Annotated in this window: 30 protein-coding genes; 4 read left to right on the top strand and 26 right to left on the bottom strand. The window is 63.8% G+C overall.

Annotation, left to right across the window (positions count from 1 at the left end; translation table 11 throughout):
- Positions 1 to 71: 71 nt before the first annotated feature.
- The 25 genes from gp17 to AC13F7_RS03620 form a co-directional block, all read right to left on the bottom strand.
- The gene (gene gp17, locus AC13F7_RS03740; RefSeq protein ID WP_482999288.1) at positions 72 to 431 is read right to left on the bottom strand and encodes a tail completion protein gp17; all 360 of its coding nucleotides are present in this window, start codon (positions 429 to 431) and stop codon (positions 72 to 74) included.
- On the bottom strand, positions 431 to 937 hold the full coding sequence (locus AC13F7_RS03735) for an HK97-gp10 family putative phage morphogenesis protein (protein ID WP_482999287.1): 507 nt from the start codon (positions 935 to 937) through the stop codon (positions 431 to 433). The genes gp17 and AC13F7_RS03735 overlap by 1 nt, the downstream gene beginning before the upstream one ends.
- On the bottom strand, positions 930 to 1,265 hold the full coding sequence (locus AC13F7_RS03730) for a head-tail adaptor protein (protein ID WP_482999286.1): 336 nt from the start codon (positions 1,263 to 1,265) through the stop codon (positions 930 to 932). The genes AC13F7_RS03735 and AC13F7_RS03730 overlap by 8 nt, the downstream gene beginning before the upstream one ends.
- Positions 1,262 to 1,741 carry a head-tail connector protein gene (locus AC13F7_RS03725; protein ID WP_482999285.1) on the bottom strand — a complete coding sequence of 160 codons (480 nt, stop codon included), beginning with the start codon at positions 1,739 to 1,741 and terminating at the stop codon, positions 1,262 to 1,264. The genes AC13F7_RS03730 and AC13F7_RS03725 overlap by 4 nt, the downstream gene beginning before the upstream one ends.
- Positions 1,742 to 1,744: 3 nt before the next feature.
- Positions 1,745 to 2,272, bottom strand: coding sequence for a hypothetical protein (locus AC13F7_RS03720; RefSeq protein ID WP_482999284.1), 528 nt, complete (start codon positions 2,270 to 2,272; stop codon positions 1,745 to 1,747).
- A 59-nt stretch (positions 2,273 to 2,331) separates the two neighbouring features.
- Entirely contained in the window at positions 2,332 to 3,582 is a 1,251-nt protein-coding gene (locus AC13F7_RS03715) for a phage major capsid protein (RefSeq protein WP_482999283.1), read from the bottom strand.
- Between the two features lie 10 nt (positions 3,583 to 3,592).
- Positions 3,593 to 4,435 carry a head maturation protease, ClpP-related gene (locus AC13F7_RS03710; RefSeq protein WP_482999282.1) on the bottom strand — a complete coding sequence of 281 codons (843 nt, stop codon included), beginning with the start codon at positions 4,433 to 4,435 and terminating at the stop codon, positions 3,593 to 3,595.
- Positions 4,413 to 5,684: a phage portal protein gene (locus AC13F7_RS03705; RefSeq protein WP_482999281.1), complete on the bottom strand. Its 1,272-nt coding sequence runs from the start codon at positions 5,682 to 5,684 to the stop codon at positions 4,413 to 4,415. The genes AC13F7_RS03710 and AC13F7_RS03705 overlap by 23 nt, the downstream gene beginning before the upstream one ends.
- 8 nt (positions 5,685 to 5,692) lie before the next feature.
- Positions 5,693 to 7,573 carry a terminase large subunit gene (locus AC13F7_RS03700; protein WP_482999280.1) on the bottom strand — a complete coding sequence of 627 codons (1,881 nt, stop codon included), beginning with the start codon at positions 7,571 to 7,573 and terminating at the stop codon, positions 5,693 to 5,695.
- Positions 7,530 to 7,781, bottom strand: coding sequence for a hypothetical protein (locus AC13F7_RS03695; RefSeq protein WP_462082527.1), 252 nt, complete (start codon positions 7,779 to 7,781; stop codon positions 7,530 to 7,532). Before AC13F7_RS03695 ends, AC13F7_RS03700 begins: the two co-directional genes overlap by 44 nt.
- Positions 7,782 to 7,988: 207 nt before the next feature.
- The gene (locus AC13F7_RS03690; protein ID WP_482999490.1) at positions 7,989 to 8,354 is read right to left on the bottom strand and encodes an HNH endonuclease signature motif containing protein; all 366 of its coding nucleotides are present in this window, start codon (positions 8,352 to 8,354) and stop codon (positions 7,989 to 7,991) included.
- Positions 8,355 to 8,392: 38 nt separating this feature from the next.
- Positions 8,393 to 8,608, bottom strand: a complete 216-nt coding sequence (locus tag AC13F7_RS03685; RefSeq protein ID WP_482999279.1) for a hypothetical protein — start codon at positions 8,606 to 8,608, stop codon at positions 8,393 to 8,395.
- A complete protein-coding gene (locus AC13F7_RS03680; RefSeq protein ID WP_482999278.1) occupies positions 8,608 to 8,940 on the bottom strand; it encodes a DUF1064 domain-containing protein in 333 nt (110 codons plus the stop codon). The genes AC13F7_RS03685 and AC13F7_RS03680 overlap by 1 nt, the downstream gene beginning before the upstream one ends.
- A gap of 20 nt (positions 8,941 to 8,960) precedes the next feature.
- Positions 8,961 to 9,251, bottom strand: coding sequence for a hypothetical protein (locus AC13F7_RS03675; protein ID WP_482999277.1), 291 nt, complete (start codon positions 9,249 to 9,251; stop codon positions 8,961 to 8,963).
- A 15-nt stretch (positions 9,252 to 9,266) separates the two neighbouring features.
- Positions 9,267 to 9,776, bottom strand: coding sequence for a hypothetical protein (locus AC13F7_RS03670; RefSeq protein WP_482999276.1), 510 nt, complete (start codon positions 9,774 to 9,776; stop codon positions 9,267 to 9,269).
- Positions 9,773 to 10,312, bottom strand: a complete 540-nt coding sequence (locus tag AC13F7_RS03665) for a lysozyme (protein ID WP_482999275.1) — start codon at positions 10,310 to 10,312, stop codon at positions 9,773 to 9,775. Before AC13F7_RS03665 ends, AC13F7_RS03670 begins: the two co-directional genes overlap by 4 nt.
- Positions 10,309 to 10,515, bottom strand: a complete 207-nt coding sequence (locus AC13F7_RS03660; RefSeq protein WP_353086562.1) for a hypothetical protein — start codon at positions 10,513 to 10,515, stop codon at positions 10,309 to 10,311. The genes AC13F7_RS03665 and AC13F7_RS03660 overlap by 4 nt, the downstream gene beginning before the upstream one ends.
- Positions 10,516 to 10,712: 197 nt before the next feature.
- Positions 10,713 to 11,606 (bottom strand): hypothetical protein, encoded by an 894-nt coding sequence (locus tag AC13F7_RS03655; protein WP_482999274.1) that lies wholly within the window; start codon positions 11,604 to 11,606, stop codon positions 10,713 to 10,715.
- Positions 11,607 to 11,655: 49 nt separating this feature from the next.
- Positions 11,656 to 12,126: a hypothetical protein gene (locus AC13F7_RS03650; protein WP_482999273.1), complete on the bottom strand. Its 471-nt coding sequence runs from the start codon at positions 12,124 to 12,126 to the stop codon at positions 11,656 to 11,658.
- Complete coding sequence (locus AC13F7_RS03645) at positions 12,123 to 12,491, bottom strand: Ref family recombination enhancement nuclease (protein WP_482999272.1); 369 nt, start codon at positions 12,489 to 12,491, stop codon at positions 12,123 to 12,125. Before AC13F7_RS03645 ends, AC13F7_RS03650 begins: the two co-directional genes overlap by 4 nt.
- Complete coding sequence (locus AC13F7_RS03640) at positions 12,491 to 12,700, bottom strand: hypothetical protein (protein WP_482999271.1); 210 nt, start codon at positions 12,698 to 12,700, stop codon at positions 12,491 to 12,493. Before AC13F7_RS03640 ends, AC13F7_RS03645 begins: the two co-directional genes overlap by 1 nt.
- Positions 12,700 to 13,353: a hypothetical protein gene (locus AC13F7_RS03635; RefSeq protein WP_482999270.1), complete on the bottom strand. Its 654-nt coding sequence runs from the start codon at positions 13,351 to 13,353 to the stop codon at positions 12,700 to 12,702. Before AC13F7_RS03635 ends, AC13F7_RS03640 begins: the two co-directional genes overlap by 1 nt.
- Positions 13,343 to 14,233 carry a helix-turn-helix domain-containing protein gene (locus AC13F7_RS03630; RefSeq protein WP_482999269.1) on the bottom strand — a complete coding sequence of 297 codons (891 nt, stop codon included), beginning with the start codon at positions 14,231 to 14,233 and terminating at the stop codon, positions 13,343 to 13,345. The genes AC13F7_RS03635 and AC13F7_RS03630 overlap by 11 nt, the downstream gene beginning before the upstream one ends.
- 3 nt (positions 14,234 to 14,236) lie before the next feature.
- Positions 14,237 to 14,548: a winged helix-turn-helix domain-containing protein gene (locus AC13F7_RS03625; RefSeq protein WP_482999268.1), complete on the bottom strand. Its 312-nt coding sequence runs from the start codon at positions 14,546 to 14,548 to the stop codon at positions 14,237 to 14,239.
- Positions 14,545 to 15,087 (bottom strand): hypothetical protein, encoded by a 543-nt coding sequence (locus tag AC13F7_RS03620; protein ID WP_482999267.1) that lies wholly within the window; start codon positions 15,085 to 15,087, stop codon positions 14,545 to 14,547. The genes AC13F7_RS03625 and AC13F7_RS03620 overlap by 4 nt, the downstream gene beginning before the upstream one ends.
- A 156-nt stretch (positions 15,088 to 15,243) precedes the next feature.
- Here AC13F7_RS03620 and AC13F7_RS03615 point away from each other — a divergent pair, with 156 nt between their 5' ends.
- Positions 15,244 to 15,732, top strand: a complete 489-nt coding sequence (locus AC13F7_RS03615; RefSeq protein WP_482999266.1) for a hypothetical protein — start codon at positions 15,244 to 15,246, stop codon at positions 15,730 to 15,732.
- 14 nt (positions 15,733 to 15,746) lie between these two features.
- On the opposite strand, the gene AC13F7_RS03610 is transcribed toward AC13F7_RS03615, so the two are convergent.
- Complete coding sequence (locus tag AC13F7_RS03610; protein ID WP_482999265.1) at positions 15,747 to 16,238, bottom strand: YdaS family helix-turn-helix protein; 492 nt, start codon at positions 16,236 to 16,238, stop codon at positions 15,747 to 15,749.
- A 56-nt stretch (positions 16,239 to 16,294) separates the two neighbouring features.
- Between AC13F7_RS03610 and AC13F7_RS03605 the strand changes: the two genes are divergently transcribed.
- The 3 genes from AC13F7_RS03605 (at position 16,295) to AC13F7_RS03595 (ending at position 17,907) form a co-directional block, all read left to right on the top strand.
- The gene (locus tag AC13F7_RS03605) at positions 16,295 to 17,044 is read left to right on the top strand and encodes a LexA family transcriptional regulator (protein ID WP_482999264.1); all 750 of its coding nucleotides are present in this window, start codon (positions 16,295 to 16,297) and stop codon (positions 17,042 to 17,044) included.
- A complete protein-coding gene (locus AC13F7_RS03600) occupies positions 17,045 to 17,389 on the top strand; it encodes a hypothetical protein (RefSeq protein WP_482999263.1) in 345 nt (114 codons plus the stop codon).
- A gap of 125 nt (positions 17,390 to 17,514) precedes the next feature.
- Positions 17,515 to 17,907, top strand: a complete 393-nt coding sequence (locus AC13F7_RS03595; protein ID WP_482999262.1) for a hypothetical protein — start codon at positions 17,515 to 17,517, stop codon at positions 17,905 to 17,907.
- Positions 17,908 to 17,910: the final 3 nt, after the last annotated feature.

Raw genomic sequence — 17,910 nt, 5'->3', positions numbered from 1 at the left:
TGTGTGAAGCCCGGTCGCCGGGCACAAAAAAACCGGCTTACGCCGGCGGTTGGGGTTGCGAATTTGACCGGCTACCGGATGGCCAGCAGCCGCACGTCGAAGGAAATGCCGAAGGCACCGGTGTCGTCGTCATCAGGCGGGGGGTTGTAGGACTCGATGCTGCCGTGACGCTCCACCTCGTCGCGGATCGACACCGCCGCGGCGTTGGCCTGACTCGCCCCGGCGCCCCACACCGTCAGGCGCACGCGCCAACCGTCCGCCGGCGGCGGATCCGAAAGCTGCGCCATTGGTGACCCGCCCACGACGCTCCAAGTCGCGTAGGGCAGCGCCGCGCCCTCGGGCGCCACGCCGGGCCACACGCGAATCGGGTCGCCCAACAGCGCGTGCACAGGGCCGCTGGCCTGCAAGATCGATTGGATCAGAGGAACCATCACAGCACCCAGCCTTGTCGTTTCAGCGCGCGAGTGATCGCGATCCACGTTTCATTGATGATCGCTTGGGCAGCTTGCGGCCCGCGAGCCTCAGCCGAAGGCGTCAGGAACGGCTTCGCCGCCATTTTCTTGGTCCCGAATTCGACGTGCCGCCAGTAGTGTGCCCATCCCGTAGTCTCATAGACCTTGCCGACGCGTCGCAGGCGCTGGTTGCGCTTCGTGTTCGAGTACTTGGCCTTTCGGCCGACCCGGACACCGACGGTGAAGTACTCACCGTCCTTGCCCACGCCTGCTCGGCGCCGGTTCCTCGCGTTGGCTCTGCGGACCACGATCTCGCTGGCAAGAAAGCCTGAGTGCCGCACCACCCGGTTGCGTGCCTCGTCACGGATGATGTTGCCGCCCTTGCGCATGCCGGTGCGCAGGGGTTTCCCACGGACCTCGTCCGGCAATCCGCGAAGCGTCGTCAAAAGCCCCTTCAGCCCATGTAGCTGTAGCTCTTCAGCCATCTGAGATCCCCGCAACGGCAATGATGGCGAGTTCACTCCGATCATTGCTGGGAGCAATCGACTTAATGTCGAAGGCTTTCCCGCGGAACAGAATCCTCCACGCCGGTTCGACCGTGCGGAGCCGCATATCGAACCGGACCTGCTCACGATATCGATCAGCCCCTGCGGCAATCATTTCCGTGGTCGCTGCCAGGTTGTTGGTGGTCTTTGCCCACACGCTGACCACGGGTTCCCACCGTGAGGCGACGTCTCCACCTAGTGGATCCCGCTCCGTCACCTTTCGCTCGAACCGAATCCGACTCGTCAGCTCACCGTCCTGAAGGCTCATGGCATCATCACCCTGCGGTAGGGGCGGAGAAGAGACCGCGCACCTTGCGGGAGCTCCATCACCTGCGCGCCGACCACCACATCAGACCGGTTTGCGTACAGATGGCCCATCGTAAGCAAGATCGCTGAACGGATGCTCGGGTTCACCACGACTCCGTTCACGCATCTCCCCGCATCAGCAATGGCTTCCTGATACACGACGCGCGCAAGGCGAATTGCCGCTGATCGCTCCTCGGCGTCTTGGATGAACACCGCTGCTGCCAGCGCACTGTCGCGGGAAGACGCAGCGGCGCCCACTGCGCCGGGGTATTCCACGCGGTCGGCGTCGAGAGCGTCCTTGCTCTCATAGATGCGCCGGTTGAGATACGCCTGCGCGGCGTCCTGCGCACCGTCCACCGCAGACTGAAGCTGCTCGACCGGGTAGTCATCCTCCACCCGGACATGCGCCCGGGCTTGCTCGATCGAAATCAGGCTCATTTGTCAGTCCTTCCGGGCCTCGGTAAGCGCCGCAGTGAGCTTGTCCACGCCCCAGCGCTTGTCAAAGGCAACACCAGCCGCCTCCAACTGTTGGATCAGTTCACCCTTCTCAGCTGCCGGCGGGGTGTTACCTGCATCGCCAGTGCCGGCAGCCGCGGGATCGCTGCTGGTCGTCGCTTGCTTGGCCTCTGCTTCGGCCGTCAGCTGCTGGATGGACAGGCCGAGTGCCTGGTCTCGCTGTTCTTCATCCAAGGCATTCCAGGCTTCAGCGGTAAGGCCAGACGCGTTGTGCGCGTGGCTGACCATATCTTCCACGCTCACAGTGACGCCATCGGCCAACGGCACCTGGTCCGGGAGGGTGTTGGACCCCGCCAAGCTGGACGAGAGCAGTGGGGCGGCTGCCAGGGATAGCGCACCGACAGACAGTGCGCCGGCTTCCAGCTCGGCCGGGCACTCCTCGCCAACGGCGAACTGGACCGGGTAGATCTGGCCCACCCGCACACCACGGAAAGGCTTGATGAACTTTGCCATTGCTGAACCTCGATCATGGCTGGGGCCGGGTGGCGCGAGACCACCCGGCAGGTTGACGATCAGGCCGCAGCCGCGATCTTGAGAGCGCGCATCGGCTCGGGGTTGTGCACACCGCCGCCCACACGCTTCGTGGTGTAGAACTGCACGAACGGCTTGTTGGTGAACGGATCGCGCAGCACACGCACACCCACGCGGTCGTAGACGGTGTAGGTCTGCTTGAAGTCACCGAACAGCATGGCGGTGGCATTGGCGGCCACGTCCGGCATCGCCGCCACATCCTGAACCGGGAAGCCACCCAGCGTAGCCGGCTGGCCGGCGACCAGCGAGGGCTGCCACAGATAGTTGCCCTGACCGTCCTTCAGCTTTCGCACGGTGCCCTGGGTCTTGCGATTCATTGAGAACTTCGCATTCGCAGTGAATGCCGACGGCAGTTCGTAGATCAGGTCGATGATGCCGTCACTGGTGATCGCCGCCGCAGCGCCACTGTTGACGGCCTTGATTGCACCGAACGGGTGCTTGGCCGCATTGGCGCCTCCCTCGACGTACGTCAGGATGCCGAAGGGCTTGTTCACGCCGTTGCCGGAGAAGAACGCGGATCCCTCCTGCTTTGCAAATTCCTGCTCCACCTCGCCAGCCAGCCAGGCCTCCAAGTTGATCTGGGAGTCGTCCAGCAGTTGCTGGGTGGCCGCCGGATTGGCGTAGATCTCGCCCCAACCGAAGCCGAGGGACTTGAACTTCCCCGTGCCGGTCTGGGGACGGTCGTCCTCTTCACCGACCCAGCCAGAGGCGGTGCCGCCCATGTTGTAGAGCTTGGTCAAGCCGGCGCCGGAGCACGGCTGAACATTGGCCAGCTGACGCATGTCCGAGACGATGACCAGGCGATCGGTGATCGAGCGGTCCCATTCGACCGGGGCCAGGTAGCCGCCTTCCTCGGCCACACCCTTGTTGAGCGAAGCCTGTACCTCGCCCTTGCGGAAGTGGGCACGGAAAGCGCTGGTGTATTCCGCATCCGCGACGCTGTCGGATGCGGCGCCACCACCCATCTGGAACGCTGCCATCTGGGTGTTGGCAGCGTCGACGGCCGCCTGCAGACGGGAGATATCGGCGTTGATGGTGTCGACTTTGAGTGCCTGGAGTGCGTCGGCGTTGCCCTTCTTGACCTCCTCCAGCTGCTGGGTGTGCTCGGCCCGGAAGTCGGCGAATGCCTTATTCAGGCTTTCCACCAAAGCCTTCACATCGGGCTGTGCGCCGCCATCGGCGCGCACGGAAACGAGGCCGCGCGGGACGCGACCGTGGGACATCTTGTTCATTGTTGGCCTCTTAGCCTTTGATGTTGTCGAGAAGGCCCAGGAGCAGGGCCGAGGTTTCACTAGAGCCAGCGCGCGGCGTGGCAGGTTCGGCAGCGCTCGGCTTGCCGTTGAACAGGGACTTCAGGGTGTCGCGGCGCATCGAGCGCGAGTGGCCGGCCTTGGCCATCGCAGCCTCGACCAACGCGAGCGCCTTTCGCCCCCCGCCCGCTTGCGTAGCACCCTTCGTAGCTGCAGCGCCATCGAGCAAGCCGTCGGCGAAACCGTCCTCCACAGCCTGCGCTGCGCCGATCCACGTTTCCTCGTCCATCATCCGCGCCGCTTCAGCCACAGTGATGCCGGAGCGAGCTGCGTAGACGTTCGCCATCGCCGCGTCGAAAGGCTCCAGCAGCTTGGCGGCATCGGCCATATCGTGCCGGTTGCCGATAGCTACCGCCCAAGCGTTATGGATCATCAGGAATGCACCATCACCCATCAGGATCTCGTCGGCGGCCATGGCAATCACCGACGCTGCCGACGCGGCCAGGCCCATGACCTGAACCGTAACGCGGCCCTTGTGTTCGCGCAGCAGGTTGTAGATGGCCACCCCTTCGAAGAAGTCGCCGCCCGGGGAGTTGACGTTCACTACAACGTCCCGATCACCAATTGAGCGGAGGGCTGCGCTGATTCGCTTGGCCGTCACGCCCGAACCCTCCCAGTTCTCGCCGATCGAGTCGTAGATCGAGATGCTGTTGTCGCCGGAGCTGGCGGCCCTGACCTCGGGCTCCCAGCGCTCCAAGGCATCAGGGCGCATGTCGAACTGGGCAGCGCCCAGCCTGCGCTCGGCGCGGATTTCAGGCAGCTGCCGGAGGCTCATTGCTTTTTCCCTTCTGTGTCATGGGGTTGATCAAGTCGTTGGTGCCAGCCTGATCCGATTCGGGATAGTCCAGCAGGTCTCGGATCTCGTTCTGCGTGTGCCAGGGCTTTGTGCCACCAGACCCCAACGCTTTGGCGAAGAAGTCCGCCTGATCTTTCAGGGTGCCGCGCATCAAGGCGCGGACGTTGAACTTGGGCTGGTAGCGCTCAAGGTCGCGCTCGGCGATAAGTGCTCGCGCGATAGCCTGTTCCCAGTTCGTAAAGTGCTCGAGCATCGTGTACTGCAGGAAGAAGATGCCGAGTTGCTCGATGCCACTGCCCCAGCTGGTGTCGTCCAGGAACAGAAGAGGTCGGGGCACGCCGAACAGACGGGCGACCTCTTCGACCTGGGCATTGCGGTTCTCGACGTGCTGCGCCTCCTGGGCGGTGCTTCCGAACTTGTTGGCCTTGCCGCCCTCCTCCAACAGCATCCACTTCTGCGCGGCGCTGGCACCTGCGTACTCGGTGTCGAGTGACGCCCGCATACGTGCGTACGCTTCATCGCTGAGAGCAGCTGGAACCTCAATGGCGCCACCGGCCATGTTTCCCGTTTCGAAGATCCGGCTGGCGGCCCTCTCTGCGTCCAGCGCCAGGCGAATGGCCCGGTCTGCGAGCTTCATCCGAGACAGGCTGGTCACGCCATCCACAGAAATGTCGCGAACGTGCAGCACTTCCTCTTGCTTGAGGATCACCTCGCCGCGCTTCTTGCTGTTGTAGCGATAGACCATGCGCCAATCGTCGCCAAGGTCCGCATCGACGGCCGTGGACTCCAGCGGAATCAGATGGATCGGCCGACCGGCTGACCACACGATTCGGGCGTAGGCGTCGCCATGCCTTTGCCGCGCCAGCTCCATCTGCCGCTTGAACTCGATCGGCGTCTGCCAGGGGTTCGGCTTGAGCCGCAACAATCGGTGCGCGGGGTGCTCGGTGGCTACGCGTTTCGCCGGGCCAGCTTCAATCACGTTTAACGGCAGCATGCCCACCGTGCCGCAGATCAGTGACACGCAGCGCAATACAGCCATGTTCCGTAGCTGGTAGCCACCGCTGCCCTGCCCGCCAGCAGCACGCATGAACTCGAGCAGCGCGGGATCATCCATTCCCTTGAACTGCCCGGCTTCAGCGCGCGCGTTGAGCGGTGGCGCGGAAGCCTCGGCGAGGGGATTCCAGAACCGGTCCAGCGACTGGAGCTGAGCTTCGTTGAACCTGGACATTGCGTTCCTTATAAGAATCTGATGCCACGCCGCTCATACACGGAGGCAGGTTTGACCGCTGAGTGAGCCGATCCGAAGGCCATCACGAGGGCCACTGCGGCATCGATCTTGTTTACCGAGCGAGCCTTTGAGAGCCAGCGGTTTTCCCACTTGTCGCACTCGATCACGGCCGACATGATTGCCGAGACCAAGACAGGGTTGCCGCGGATGCGGACGCGCCCTTCCAGTAGAGCCTCTTCGAAGAGGCGGACCGACCCGGGCATCCATAGACCCTCCGGCGGCGGCTTCTTCGCGGCAGCGGCGGCCTTCACTGCCTCCTCGGGCGGCTTGCCCTTCTTCAAACCGCCCTGCGGGTGTTCAACGAACGAAATCGAAAGACCAAGGTCATTGACTTCCTCTTCGAACTTGCGGAACGCATACCGGTCGTAAGCGACCTGCGCGATTTCATAGTCCCGGTCGTATTCGGCCAACGTCTGCGCGACATGCCGAAAGCTGATCGTCTGGCCTTTGGGGCCGTGGAGGTGGCCGTTCCTGATCCAAGTGCTGTAAGGCAGCTTGTCACGTAGCTCCCGCGCTTTGACCGTGTCCCCTGGCGTCCATGCTTCAACCCATGCATCGAACGTCGGCTTGCTGACGACCTTCTTTTTTCCCTCGACCTCCACCGTCACTTCGGTGGTGCCCGTCTCGACCACAGCGCCGAGGGCGGTGATGTCGCGGTTCTGGGAGAGATCAAGCCCAAGGTGAACCTTAGCCCCGTGGTGATCCGCAGGGTCGAATTCCTGCAGAGAGGGTTCGACTGTGTCGCGGCTCATCCACGCCTGATCAGCGTCGGTCCACATGCAGAAATTGAGGCGCAGAATCTCGTTCAACTTGCTCGGGATCTGCTTGGCTTGGCTCACGCGGCCCGCCAAGTACTCCTCGGTGATGGTGATCCCCAACATGGGGTTCGCCTTCAACCAGCAGCGTGGATCCTCCAGCGGGTCATCGCCCTCGTCCAGACCGCAGACAAATGAGAAGGTCTTGTCGTCGATCACATCGCCAATGAAGCTCGGGTCGGTAACCGCCTCATGGCTACCGGCGGCCACCTTCACCGCATGCTCGTGCTCCGCCCAAGCGACGCTATTCCGGTCGCTACCCGAGTTGGTGATCATGAACAGAAGCGGCGAGCGACGGAACTTGAAGCCGTTCTCCATCATCTCGATGATCCGGCCGTCGGCCATCTCATGTACTTCATCGGCCAGCACGAAGTGTGGTCGGTAGCCCGAGCCAGTCTTGCCGACGTCCCTGGACGCGGGGCGGAAGTAACTCTGCGACTTGTGGTGCGCGATGTTGTATTCCTTGCCCTCGCCGCCAGAGAACTGCAGGCGCTTCTTGAGGGCCGGCGATGCCTTGACCATCTTGACGGCATCGCGGAACAGGATTCCCGCCTGATCCTTGTGGGACGCTACCGCGTAGACCTGGGCGCCTGCTTCCTGATCTGCACACAGACCGATAAGCGCGATACCGCCGGCCATAGGTGATTTGCCGTTTCCCTTGCCTTCCTCAATGTAGGCGCGCCGGAATCGGCGTTCTCCATCAGCCTGCTTCCACCCGAACAAGCTCCCAATCTTGAATGCCTGGCTCGGGTGAAGATTGAAGGGCTTGCCTTCAAACTGCCCCTCGCTGAGGCGCAGCACCTCTTCGAAGAAGGCGATTTTCTTATCGGCAGCTTCGCGGTCGAAGTAGAGTCCGCGCTCACCAGCTTCTTCGAGGTCTTTAAGATGACGCCGACACGCGTTCCGGACATGGGGCCCGGCCACCACCTTCCCAGATACCACAGCGAGTGGGTACTCGCTGGTGCGGCAGTTAGAAATGTTTGTCGTCCGGGTCTTCGTCTTCGCCGTTGCCATGGTGTACTTTCGTCTCGTCGACCGGCGTTGCTCCCAACTTAGAGAGCAGCGACCCGAGAGCCTGCATAGCCGACACCCCCATCTCGGGATCTGTCTCCATGCGCGCGCCGAGGATGCAGACCTGGCGCAATAGCAATCGATGGCCGGCATGTAGCCAGGGCATGTTTTCCACCTGCTCCTTCCACACGGCGACCTGCTGCTTGGTCATCCCCTTGTATGGAGGGCCGATTGCCTTCGTGGCCTTTGGGGTCTTCCGGTTTTGGTGCCTTTTCGGGTTCTTCGCCGCGGCGCCAGACACTGCCGCCTTGGCCGCCGGCGTTCGCGGGTTTGCCATCAATCCCCACCCTCAGGGGGTCGTCTTTCCAACTGTGGATGCGTGAGGAAAGGTTGACGCGCGTATCGTGAGCCGTTCAGCTCAAACTTTTCGGCCCCCCCACCCTCGGCCTGCTTTCGCCCTGTGGATAACTTCCGCCCGGTCGTTGCCGGCGACATTCGCCCGGAGCCGTCTCAATGGCCACCCGTCATCGTCACAACCGATGACCACGTGCGCGGCGTTGCCAAATCCACCGTCCTCGCGAGCAGTCTTGCGGCTATGGCAGCTGACGCACATCGTTCGGAGGTTCGCCGGGTTGTTGTTGTTCGGATCGCCATCGACGTGATCGACGTGGGCCTCGCCCTTCCCGGTGCACGTCACTCCACAACCATGCTCCTGGCATCGGTATAGATCACGCACCAGTATGGTTTCGCGGAGCTGGCGCCATGCCCGGCTGTTGGTAGGCATAGACCGCTTGGCTTGACGGTTGCCTGCCAAGCCGGCCATCAGTACGGTTTCCCGTCCATGTCGGTGCGTTGTGGCTCGGGCGCGGCGTCTCCGTCAGTCACCGGTACGCCCATTTCTTCGCCCAGCAGCAGCACGACCGACTGCGTGAGCAGACCGATATGCTCAGCCTGCTGAGCGATCTGGCGCCCCTGCTCCACGATAGTGGCGTGCTGCTGCTCGGCCAATGACAGCAGGCGGTCTATGCGCTCGTCCATCAGAACTCCTCGACGGCCCAGCCGCCTCCGTCCCGCTTCGGCTTCACCCGGACCGCAATGAAGCGCATCGGGTACAGGGCAGCAGCCATCTTGATCTTGACCCTGGCATCGTCCATCCAGAAGCCCTTGACCTCGTGCAGTTCCATCACGCCATCAGCGGCTAGCACCGCAAAGTCAGGCGTGTAGAACATGGCGTCAGCCAGTCGCAGCTTGATGCCTTCGAACTTGTGCCACTGGATCTCGCCGGCCGCCTGCAGCTGACGCAACCGCTCCGCGTAAGCCGCCTCGGTCTTGTTCATCTGGCCGACCTTGAGCCGGCCAAGCGCCAACATGGCCTTTCCCTGCCCAGACATCAGCGCGGGCTGCGGCGGCGGACCTGGGCCTTGGCCTTCTTGGTCTTCGGCTGCGGAGGCAAGCGGCCCTGCACTTCGATCAGAACCCCGTTGACTGCGGCCAGCTGGCTGCTGAGCGAGGTGATCTGTGAGCCGGCGGCGGAATCCACATTCTCGCTGTGCGCCTTCACCTCGGCCAGTTCGGCGCGCAATGCCTCAGCGTCGACCTCGACGGCACGGAGGCGCTGTGCAAGCCGCTGGGAGATCGGCGGCCACAGGGTGACGCCGAGTACTTTGATGGTTCGTGACATCGTGATCTCCAGGGATCAGGGGCGCTCGGCGCCGTTGATGGTCGCCTCGACGGCCCGGTATCGGTCTACGGTTTCGTCTCGCTCGGACTGGGCGAGCTCGCAGGCCCGTACAATTCCTGCCGCACCGAGCCGGCGTAGTCGGTCTTGTTCTGCAGCCGCTGCGGCAGCGGCGGCACCGTCGGCCAGGCGGCTGGTTTCGCAACTGGCCCAGTGGCCACGCAGCCGGCCAAGCTCACCATCGCGGCCAGCAACAGCAGCTGCGATGCGCTCTTGATAGTCAGCATTGATCTTTTCCTCTCGCTCGTCGGCGGTATCTCCCGCCTGCTGAACGCCTGCCACCTGCTCGCGATCGACAGACCGCGCCACCTGTTCTCCAGCCAGGGCCTTTCGTCCGCCGGCCACCTCGGCCGTGGCGGTACTCAGAGCCGCGCGATCGCCGCGCCAGGACCAGCCTGCAGCGAACGACAGCACACAGCACACGACCCATGCGATCAGCAGCCCCGAGACGAAGTACGCCCGGCTCATGGGGCAAGCTCGGCGACGCACTTGGCATGCCGCTCCAGCTGCCGATCCCACACGCCCCAACACACCTTGTTCGGCTTACCGTTGATCAGCGTCGAGCAGTCGTAGCCTCCGGCTCGCTTCCAGAGCAGTAGGGCGTCACAGGCGGCACCGTAGTTGCCCACCAGCAGCTGGCGCCGCATAGACGATGTCTGCCAGTTGCCTGTTCCGTACTGGTAGGTGAAGTCCAGATAGAGGTCGTACTCACCCTGGGTGAGGTAGACACCGGGGAGCGAGGCGCGGAATCGCTTTTCCTCACCCGCGATGTGCGCCTGAGCGGTGTGCAGGGCGCGATCCGGGGTGATTCGGTCACCGAGACGCACCGGCGTGCCGTCGGCATGGAAGGTCGATCCGAAGCCAACCGTGGGGCGGTCGTTCTTGGTGGGTATCACGGCCGTCTCGGTATAACCCTCGCGGGAAACGATCGTTACGAGGCCTGCCGCGCTCAGGACCAGCAACGCCACAAGGGACCGGCCTGAGGCGCCGCCGGCCCGGCTCATGCCTTGGCCGCCTTGGCAGCCTGCCGCCACTCGCGAACCCAGCGCCACGCCAGATAGGTGATCTGGCCGACCAGGTAAACGACGGTCAGGATCACGACCAAGCGGTCGAGGTTGACGCCGCCGGCGACTGCACCGGCGACCGCAACCGGTGGCGTGACCTTTGCCGCAGCACTCGCCGCGGTGCTGATGATTTCGTCCCGCATGGTTGCCCCGTGGATTGTCCGGTTCGGCATATCGCCCCTCCCGGTTTGGTCAATAGGTGCCCGCCCCGCTGCCGGCTTGGCACGAGGGTTAATCCGGTCTGGGGAAGCGGGCAAAGAAAAAGCCCCGGCTGTGGCCGGGGCTTGCGTCTGGATAGTGGCAAGAATGCCCGCGTTTCCGATGACCCTTCAAGTCATCGCTATGCAGCGCGCGAAAGCGCCTGACCAAACTGCCGCGCAGCTTCGTTCTCTGCGGCTCGCATCTGGATGAGCATCCACTCGTAGACTGGCTGCCAGAACCTGCTGTATGCCGAGCAGTCGGCCCCGATGGCTGCTGCACGCTTCCTGCCGCTCAGTTGCTCCAGTCCACTTCCGTCGCATGCTTCGCACTCCACAACGCCGGTGCCCTCCGGTGCAGCCTGTGTACGCAATCCATCGCATCGCTTACAGCAGCCTGCAGCGGCCATTTCACCGATCACCGCCACCGCCAGTCCGCCAAGCTGCTCCATGGTGCTGATGGGCCAACACAGCGCGCGCGTGGCCTCCAGCTTTGCCTCAGCGCGCGCAAACTCCCGGCGCTGCATGTCCGTCACCGCGTTTCCCGCCCAGCCCATGCAGGTTTTGGCGATGCCGTATTCCGTCCGCGCCAGGCTCAGCACCTGCTGGTGTCGGTTGTATTCCGGAGCAACCAGCGCGATGACGGCCTTTCGCAGATGGTCGATGCGGCGCGCCGCGCTCTCCGGCCACCACAGGGCCTCCAGCAGCTCACGCCCCAAGCCGGCAGGCACCATACCCAGCGCTGCGGCAATATCCTGCGTGGTCAGGTCCGGCGTACCGCCACGGCCGGTGTCAAATTTCACGGTTGTTGGCCCCATCCGGCTGGACAGCAGCTCACGTACATTCCCCATGGCCTTTCCCCTTGTGCTCTCGTCGATTGATTTCACGGCGCAGCGCGCGTGCCCAGCGCAGTGCCTGCTGTGCCTCGCGGCGTACGGCTGGGCGGTCCACGCCCTCGTCCATCGCATCGCGGCTATGTCTTGCTGGATGCTGCTCAGCAGCGCCAGCGCCTTGTCGTCGTAGCGGGTCAGGTCCATCCGTCCAGCTTCTTCCCAGTGCGTCGCACCGATCGCGACGCCCTCCCACCTACCCCGGCCGTTCCCAGGCTGCAGTCAGGCGCTCGACCTTCCCGCCCCTCGCCTGCCACTGCTCGAACGTCTCGAAAACCGGCGTGGCCGCTGCAGCCGCCCGGACGGGCTTGGGGATCATTGCGGCCCGCAGCCCGACCGTCGCACCGCGCGCAGCCCTGGCCCTCTCCACGCGACGGCGGTTCTTTGCCTTGGTGCGCTCTGCCCTCTGCGATTCGGTCAGCCGCGGCCGAGTCATCGCCGTGCCACTCCTGCGGAACCTCGCGTCTTCACGTTCGCCAGTCCTGAGCAGGTAGCCCCGCGTGACCAGGTAGCGCAGCGTGCTGTTGATCCCGTCCTTGGCTTTGTCCGTGTCCATGCCATCGGCTGCCAACTTCTCGTACAGCCCCACATAGCTCAGCCCCTCCGCCGGGGTCTGCTCGAACGCCGCGCGCACCTGGTCGGCGCATGTCTTCTTGCTCTCACTCACGCAGCTGCCCTCAGCTCGATGATGTAGGTCTGTTGTTCAATCAGTTCGTCGTCGCTGCCATAGGTCTCGTGGAAGGTGCGCGAGCCGTCCATCAAGCTCGGGCCCCACGTCTCCCGCATCTCGGCGAAGGTCTTGCCCTGCATCGGATGGCGGCGGTGGTGCCACACGCACAGGGCGTACCCGAAGGCGTGTCCCCGGCGCTTGTTCCCGCTCTTGGCGTGGTTGTAGTCGCAGCCGTAGAACACCTGACTGCCCGACAGCAGGCGCATGGCTGCCAACACAAGGCAGGCCATGCACGGTCCCACCTTCGCTGCCTCGATGCGCGCGCCCTCCGCGGCGGTCGCCGGCGGTGCCTTGGACCACATCAGGCGGCGGCCCTTGACTGGGCGGCGACTTCTTCCAGCTCCACCGCTTTCGCCAAGTAGTAGTCGTGGCGGTCCTTCCGCACCACTGCGCTGAACTGAAAGTCCATCAGCGCCTGCGCAGCGGCGGCACGCCACAAGGGCGCCTCCCGACCGGCGCTGAGGCGGGGGTCGTGGATGAAGATGTCCAGCTGGTTGTTGTCCGAGCGCATCAGGCGGCGAGCTCCCGTGCCAGTTCCTCCAGACACGCCAGGATCTGCGCGTTGGCGCCCGGCGAGGCCTCGACCTTTCCAGCCAACAGAGCCACTGGATTGAAAGCCGGCGCCGCCGCGGTCAGCTGTAGGTGGTCGCTCACCTGGTCGTGCGCCAGCAGCCCCTTGCTCACCGCATCCGTGAGCGCCGCATTGCGGCTGGTGAGGTCGAAGCCCAGCGACGGCGTGTAGCTGGCCGGCAGGCGTGCAGCGCGCGCGTCCTTCAGCAGACGGGCATAGGTCTCCAGGAACGCGGGCCGGGCGGCGATCTTGTCACCGGCCTGCACCAACGGCAGCGCGGTGTTCCATGCCTGCTGGGTGAGCGTGGTCCAGACCACGGTATTGCGCTCGTCCGCTGCCTGAATGGCCACCGCCCATGCTTCGTTCGGCGCCGGGTGGCCGTCGTCGATGCGCTCCAACACTGCCGCGAGCGACAAGCGGCCCTTCAGCTCCCGGCGGCAGCCCTCCAGCGCGCGCTCCAGCTGCGCCAGCGGGTAGCAGGACAGGTCCCCGACCATGTACGCGGCGGCGGTGGGGCGCAGCTGGTCGCCGATCACCTCGGCCGTAACCACCAGCAGCTCAACGAGCCGGTCCTGTTCGTGATCAGCCAGCATTGGCAGCCCTCCCCTGGCGCAGGATGGCCTTCGCTTCGTCTGCCGCGCTGACGTTGGACTGCGTCTGGTCCGTCTGGCGCGCGCTCGTCTCGGTCACCTGGCGATTGGTCGCCCACTGGGTGCGGTAGGCCTCGCAGCGAGCCAGCAGCAGGCCAAGGTCGTGCATGCCCTGAACCACCAGCCGCTCGTTGACCCGCAGGAACCATCCAGCCACCAGCGGCGCCTCGGCGTGGCCCAAGCGCTGGACGATCTGCTTCACGTTGGCGTTGACCTTCGCGTTGCGGACCGGCGTCGCTCCATGGCGGGCTCGGTAGGCGATGGCGTACGCCGTCCACGTGGCCCGACATGCGGTCTGCAGCTCGGTCTCCGAATCCGCCATCGGCGGCGTGCCCGGCAGGGCCGCCGGAAATGACGGTTCTCCTGACGGTTCAATGGGGGTTATATGACGGTTAGGCGGCACGGGGCGCACCTCCAGACCTGCGCCCCGTGCCGGAGCCCCTGCAGCGGGCGCACCCCCGGGTGCACCGGGCGCACCCCCTGCATCTGCTGCACCCCCTGCGCCCGGTGCAGTACCCGATTTCTTGGCCTTGCGCTTCGCCTTTGTGCCAGCCGCCGAAGCGTCAAACTTGGCCGGAGTCACCGAATACACGTTGCTGCTGTTGAAGCGCCGCTCACGGCTCAGCAGCCCAACGGCTTCCAGGTGATCCATGGCGGTGCGTACTGCGCGCTCGGACATGCAGCAGCGCTTGCCGATGGTGCCGATTGCCGGCCAGCACACGCCGTCGTCGTTGGCCTGGTCGGCCAGGGAGATGAGTACAGCCTTCTGGGTGACGCTCAGGCCCTGCAGCGGCCAGCACTGGCTCATGATGATCGTGGACATGGTTCAGACCGCCAAGGTGTAGTTGTCGCCGGGGGCCACAGGCCACCAGGTGCACGCGCTGCGGCCGCTCACGGCGCACGGCTTCTTCGGGCCACGCCATGCGCGGCCGTCTTCCAGCAGCTCCGGCAGGCGGCGCGCGAGCATGTAGCGGTCGTGGCCGGTGGCCTTGGCCAGTTCCATGCTCGTCAGGCCGGGATGCGCCTTGATCGCGCAGGCAACCCGGTCCTGCTGGGCTGCCTGCAGGCCGCTGGACACCACGTGCGCGGCAGCCTCATGGCTGGTGCTGATATCGGTGGAACGTGCCAGATGGCTCATCGGGACGCCCTCTTCGGCTGCTTGCCCTTCGCCGCAGCACGCGCCACGTTCCGCTCCAGGCGGTGCGCCATGGTCCGCAGCGCACGGGCTTCGCTGACCATCAGCCCGGCTTCGTCGCTGTCGATGCAGCGGTCCGCCATCGCCTCAACGGCCGTGCCGGTCAGCCGGCCAACGCGGGTGGTGATGTCCAGCAGCTTCATCTGCAGCGCACCGATCTCGTCGGACCAGCCGCCCTCCGGCGGAGGTGGCACCACGTCCACGGCCATGCCGAAGCGGCCGGCCAGCGCCTGCATCCACTCAAGGGCGTACTCGCCGCCGCCGGCCTTCTCCTGCATCCACTCGGTCAGCAGCTCGGCGATTTCGATCGATACCGACTCACCCTCCAAGCCGCGCAGCTTTGCGCGCAGCGTCTCGGGGTGCATGGTCTTGCCGCGGCGATCGGCCAGGAACGCGGCCGCGTCAGCCACACCGCCGGGCGTACGGCGCACCGAGTTGTAGAGGACGTCGATCCAGTTGAGGGCAGAGGTGCGGCAAGTCATGGGTTCACCTTGGGTGGGCGGGTGTTTCAAGGTTTCGGGCCGGGCCCGGGCGGCGCACGATTGGCGCCATGGACAACAACTACTCAGGGAAGGAAGGCGTCGCCCGCCTTGCGGTACGCTGGATGTGCGAACAACACAGCCCGCAAGGAGGGCGACATGGACATGGCCTCAATCGGCACTGCTTTCACAGCTATCGATTTGATTCGAAAGGGACTTGGGGCAGCTATCGAGCTGCGCGACTTCAACAAGGCAGCTGCAGAACTCGCGAAGCTCAACGAAGCCCTGATCAGTGCTCAGACGGCTCTGCTTGCTCAGAACACCGCGCTCTTCGATCTGCAGCGAGAGAAGTTCGAGACCGCAGAGAAGCTGCGAAAAGCGGAGGAATCCCTCGCGGAGCGGGGTCGCTACTCGCTGTTCGAGCTCACTGCCGGGAACTACGCCTATCGCGTGAATGTCGCTCCACAGCAGAGCGGGTCCAGCGAGCCAGGAAACTCGGAGCCTATGCACTACCTCTGTCAACCTTGCTTCGACAGTGGGCGAAAGGTGGTCTTGCAGAGGCAGTACGCACTCGGTTCGATCCACGCTCGTTGTCCCGCCTGTACCAACGAGGTCGATACTGGGGAGCGATACAGCATGAGCGTTTGAAGGATGAGGCCGGCTCATGCCGCCTCCACGTTGATGATTCGCTCAGCGTCCGGGTCGTTCGGCGCCTCTTGGGCGACCGGCGGCGTTTCCTGCACGCCCAGCAGCCTCATCACCTGCGGCAGCGACGGGACGCTCTGCTCTTCCGGCCAGGCCTCAACCTGCTCAACAGGCAGTCTCAGCAGCTTCGCCAGGGGCGCATCGGTCTTGAAACCAAACTTCGCCCGCAGCGCGCGCTTGCTCATCCGGCTGTCGACCTCCGCCGCAATGCTCTGCCGCTCGGCTTGGACCGGCATCGGTCCGAACACCGCGGGCAGCAGGTCGAACCGGCTAACCGCCCCACCGGTAGCGCGATCAATCTGGATTGCTCGCTCCGCCTTGATGGCAGTGGTGCCCTTCTCCCACTGGGAGACGAGACCTTGGGTGGCGGGCGTGCCCGTTTCCGTCAGCAATGCGGCGAATGCCGCCTGCGACAGGCCCTTCTCTTTTCGGTAGGTGGGGATGTCCATTGCCGAAGTATGAGTGCCCCTGATATTCCGGTCAATAGTGCCGCTATTGGCAAATCATGAAGGCATTAATTAGCGTTCCTCATATGGAAGCATCACGCAAGGCGAAGCCGACCCCATCCGATATCGCAGCCGCATCGCGGCTGAAAGCGGCATGGGCTGACAAGGCGCGTTCACTCGGCATCACCCAAGAGAAGCTGGCACACGAACTGGGCATCACCCAGGGCGCGGTCAGCCAGTACCTCAATGGCAAGATCCCGATGAACTACCGGACTCTGAAGGTGTTCGCAGCATCTCTAGGAATTGAGGACACCGATATCAGGAATGATTTGCCCGAGCAGCAGTACAACTCCCCTAATCCGCCCGACGACGCGTGGGATGACATCGTCGGGTACTCACAGGCTGCGGGCCTAGGTGCAGGTGCCGAGGCCGCCGAGTACGCGGAAACGCACAGTCTCAAGTTCAAGAAGACCAGCCTGCGCCGTCGCGGGATTTACGGGCGAGACCTAGCCGTCTACTACGGCAAGGGCGACAGCATGGAGCCGACCATCAAGGACGGCGACGCCATCCTGTTCGATACGTCAGACACTCGCGTAGTCGATGGCCTGCTTTATGTGATCCAAGTCGATGGCATGGCCCGACCGGAGTATTTCGTGAAGCGGGCCATGGTCCTCGATACCGGCGTCTACTTCCAAAGCGACAATCCGCATGGCGACCATCAGTGGCGCAAACCGAAGCCCATGGCCTCCAAGCGGCACCCCATCACGGTCATTGGCCGTGTCCACTGGATTGGCGGCTGGGCTGACTAAGTGACCGATATGATCAATTTTGACCAAATTGCAACGTTCCTGAACGAAAACACAAAAGATGCGGCCTGCCCTCAATGCCGGAGAGTGACTAGTTGGGCAGTCCAGTACTTGTATGAAGGAGAAGAGGGAAAAGAGATTAAGGGGTTGTACTCCCTAACCGCCGCAGCCTTGCCTGACGAGGGCAACGAGTCGATGGTGAATAGCTACATGCATGGGCGCCCCGTAATTCCCGTGATTTGTTTCGCCTGCGGTTTTATGAAGATTTTCGACTACGAGACCGTTCATCTTCGTATTACCAAAGAGCCTTACGTGGACGAAAAGACGAAGCCGGAGGATGATGAGTGAACACGGGACCCTACTCCAATGGAGGGACGAGGGAACGCAGCAGACGTAGCCCCTTCATGAGGCCTCAAGGCTCGATGGCGCATCTTAGGGGAATGACTTCAACTGTAGGCAAGGAACTCCCGGCCGTGAATGACCTGACTCGCGAAGAACTGAAACACGCAATCGACGCCTCGGAGGCACGCGTGGCGACCGTCGTTGAATCCTTCCGAGCCGATTCCGTTGAACTTCGCGCCGAACTTCGCGAAGGAAACTCACTGTTGAAGGCGCAGTCTGAGAGACTGCAGGCTCAGGCAATTGAGTCAAGCGCCGCCGCAAGCAAGTTCTACGCCGATGCTGGGCGGCTGCTTGCGGAGATCAAGTTGGGAGGCGAACAGAACAAGACCGCCATGATGGGAACGGGTTACAAGGTTCTCGCCTGGTTGTTCGGCGCTCTACTTACTGTGTTCGGTGCGATGGTGGGAATAGCAACCCTTACTTTGGCTGTCTACAAGGCGATCACTGCTGCTGTAGGGCCATAACTG

It is taken from the genome of Stenotrophomonas sp. K-6 (assembly GCF_056861555.1).
This window is presented reverse-complemented; position numbering and strand designations above follow the sequence as displayed.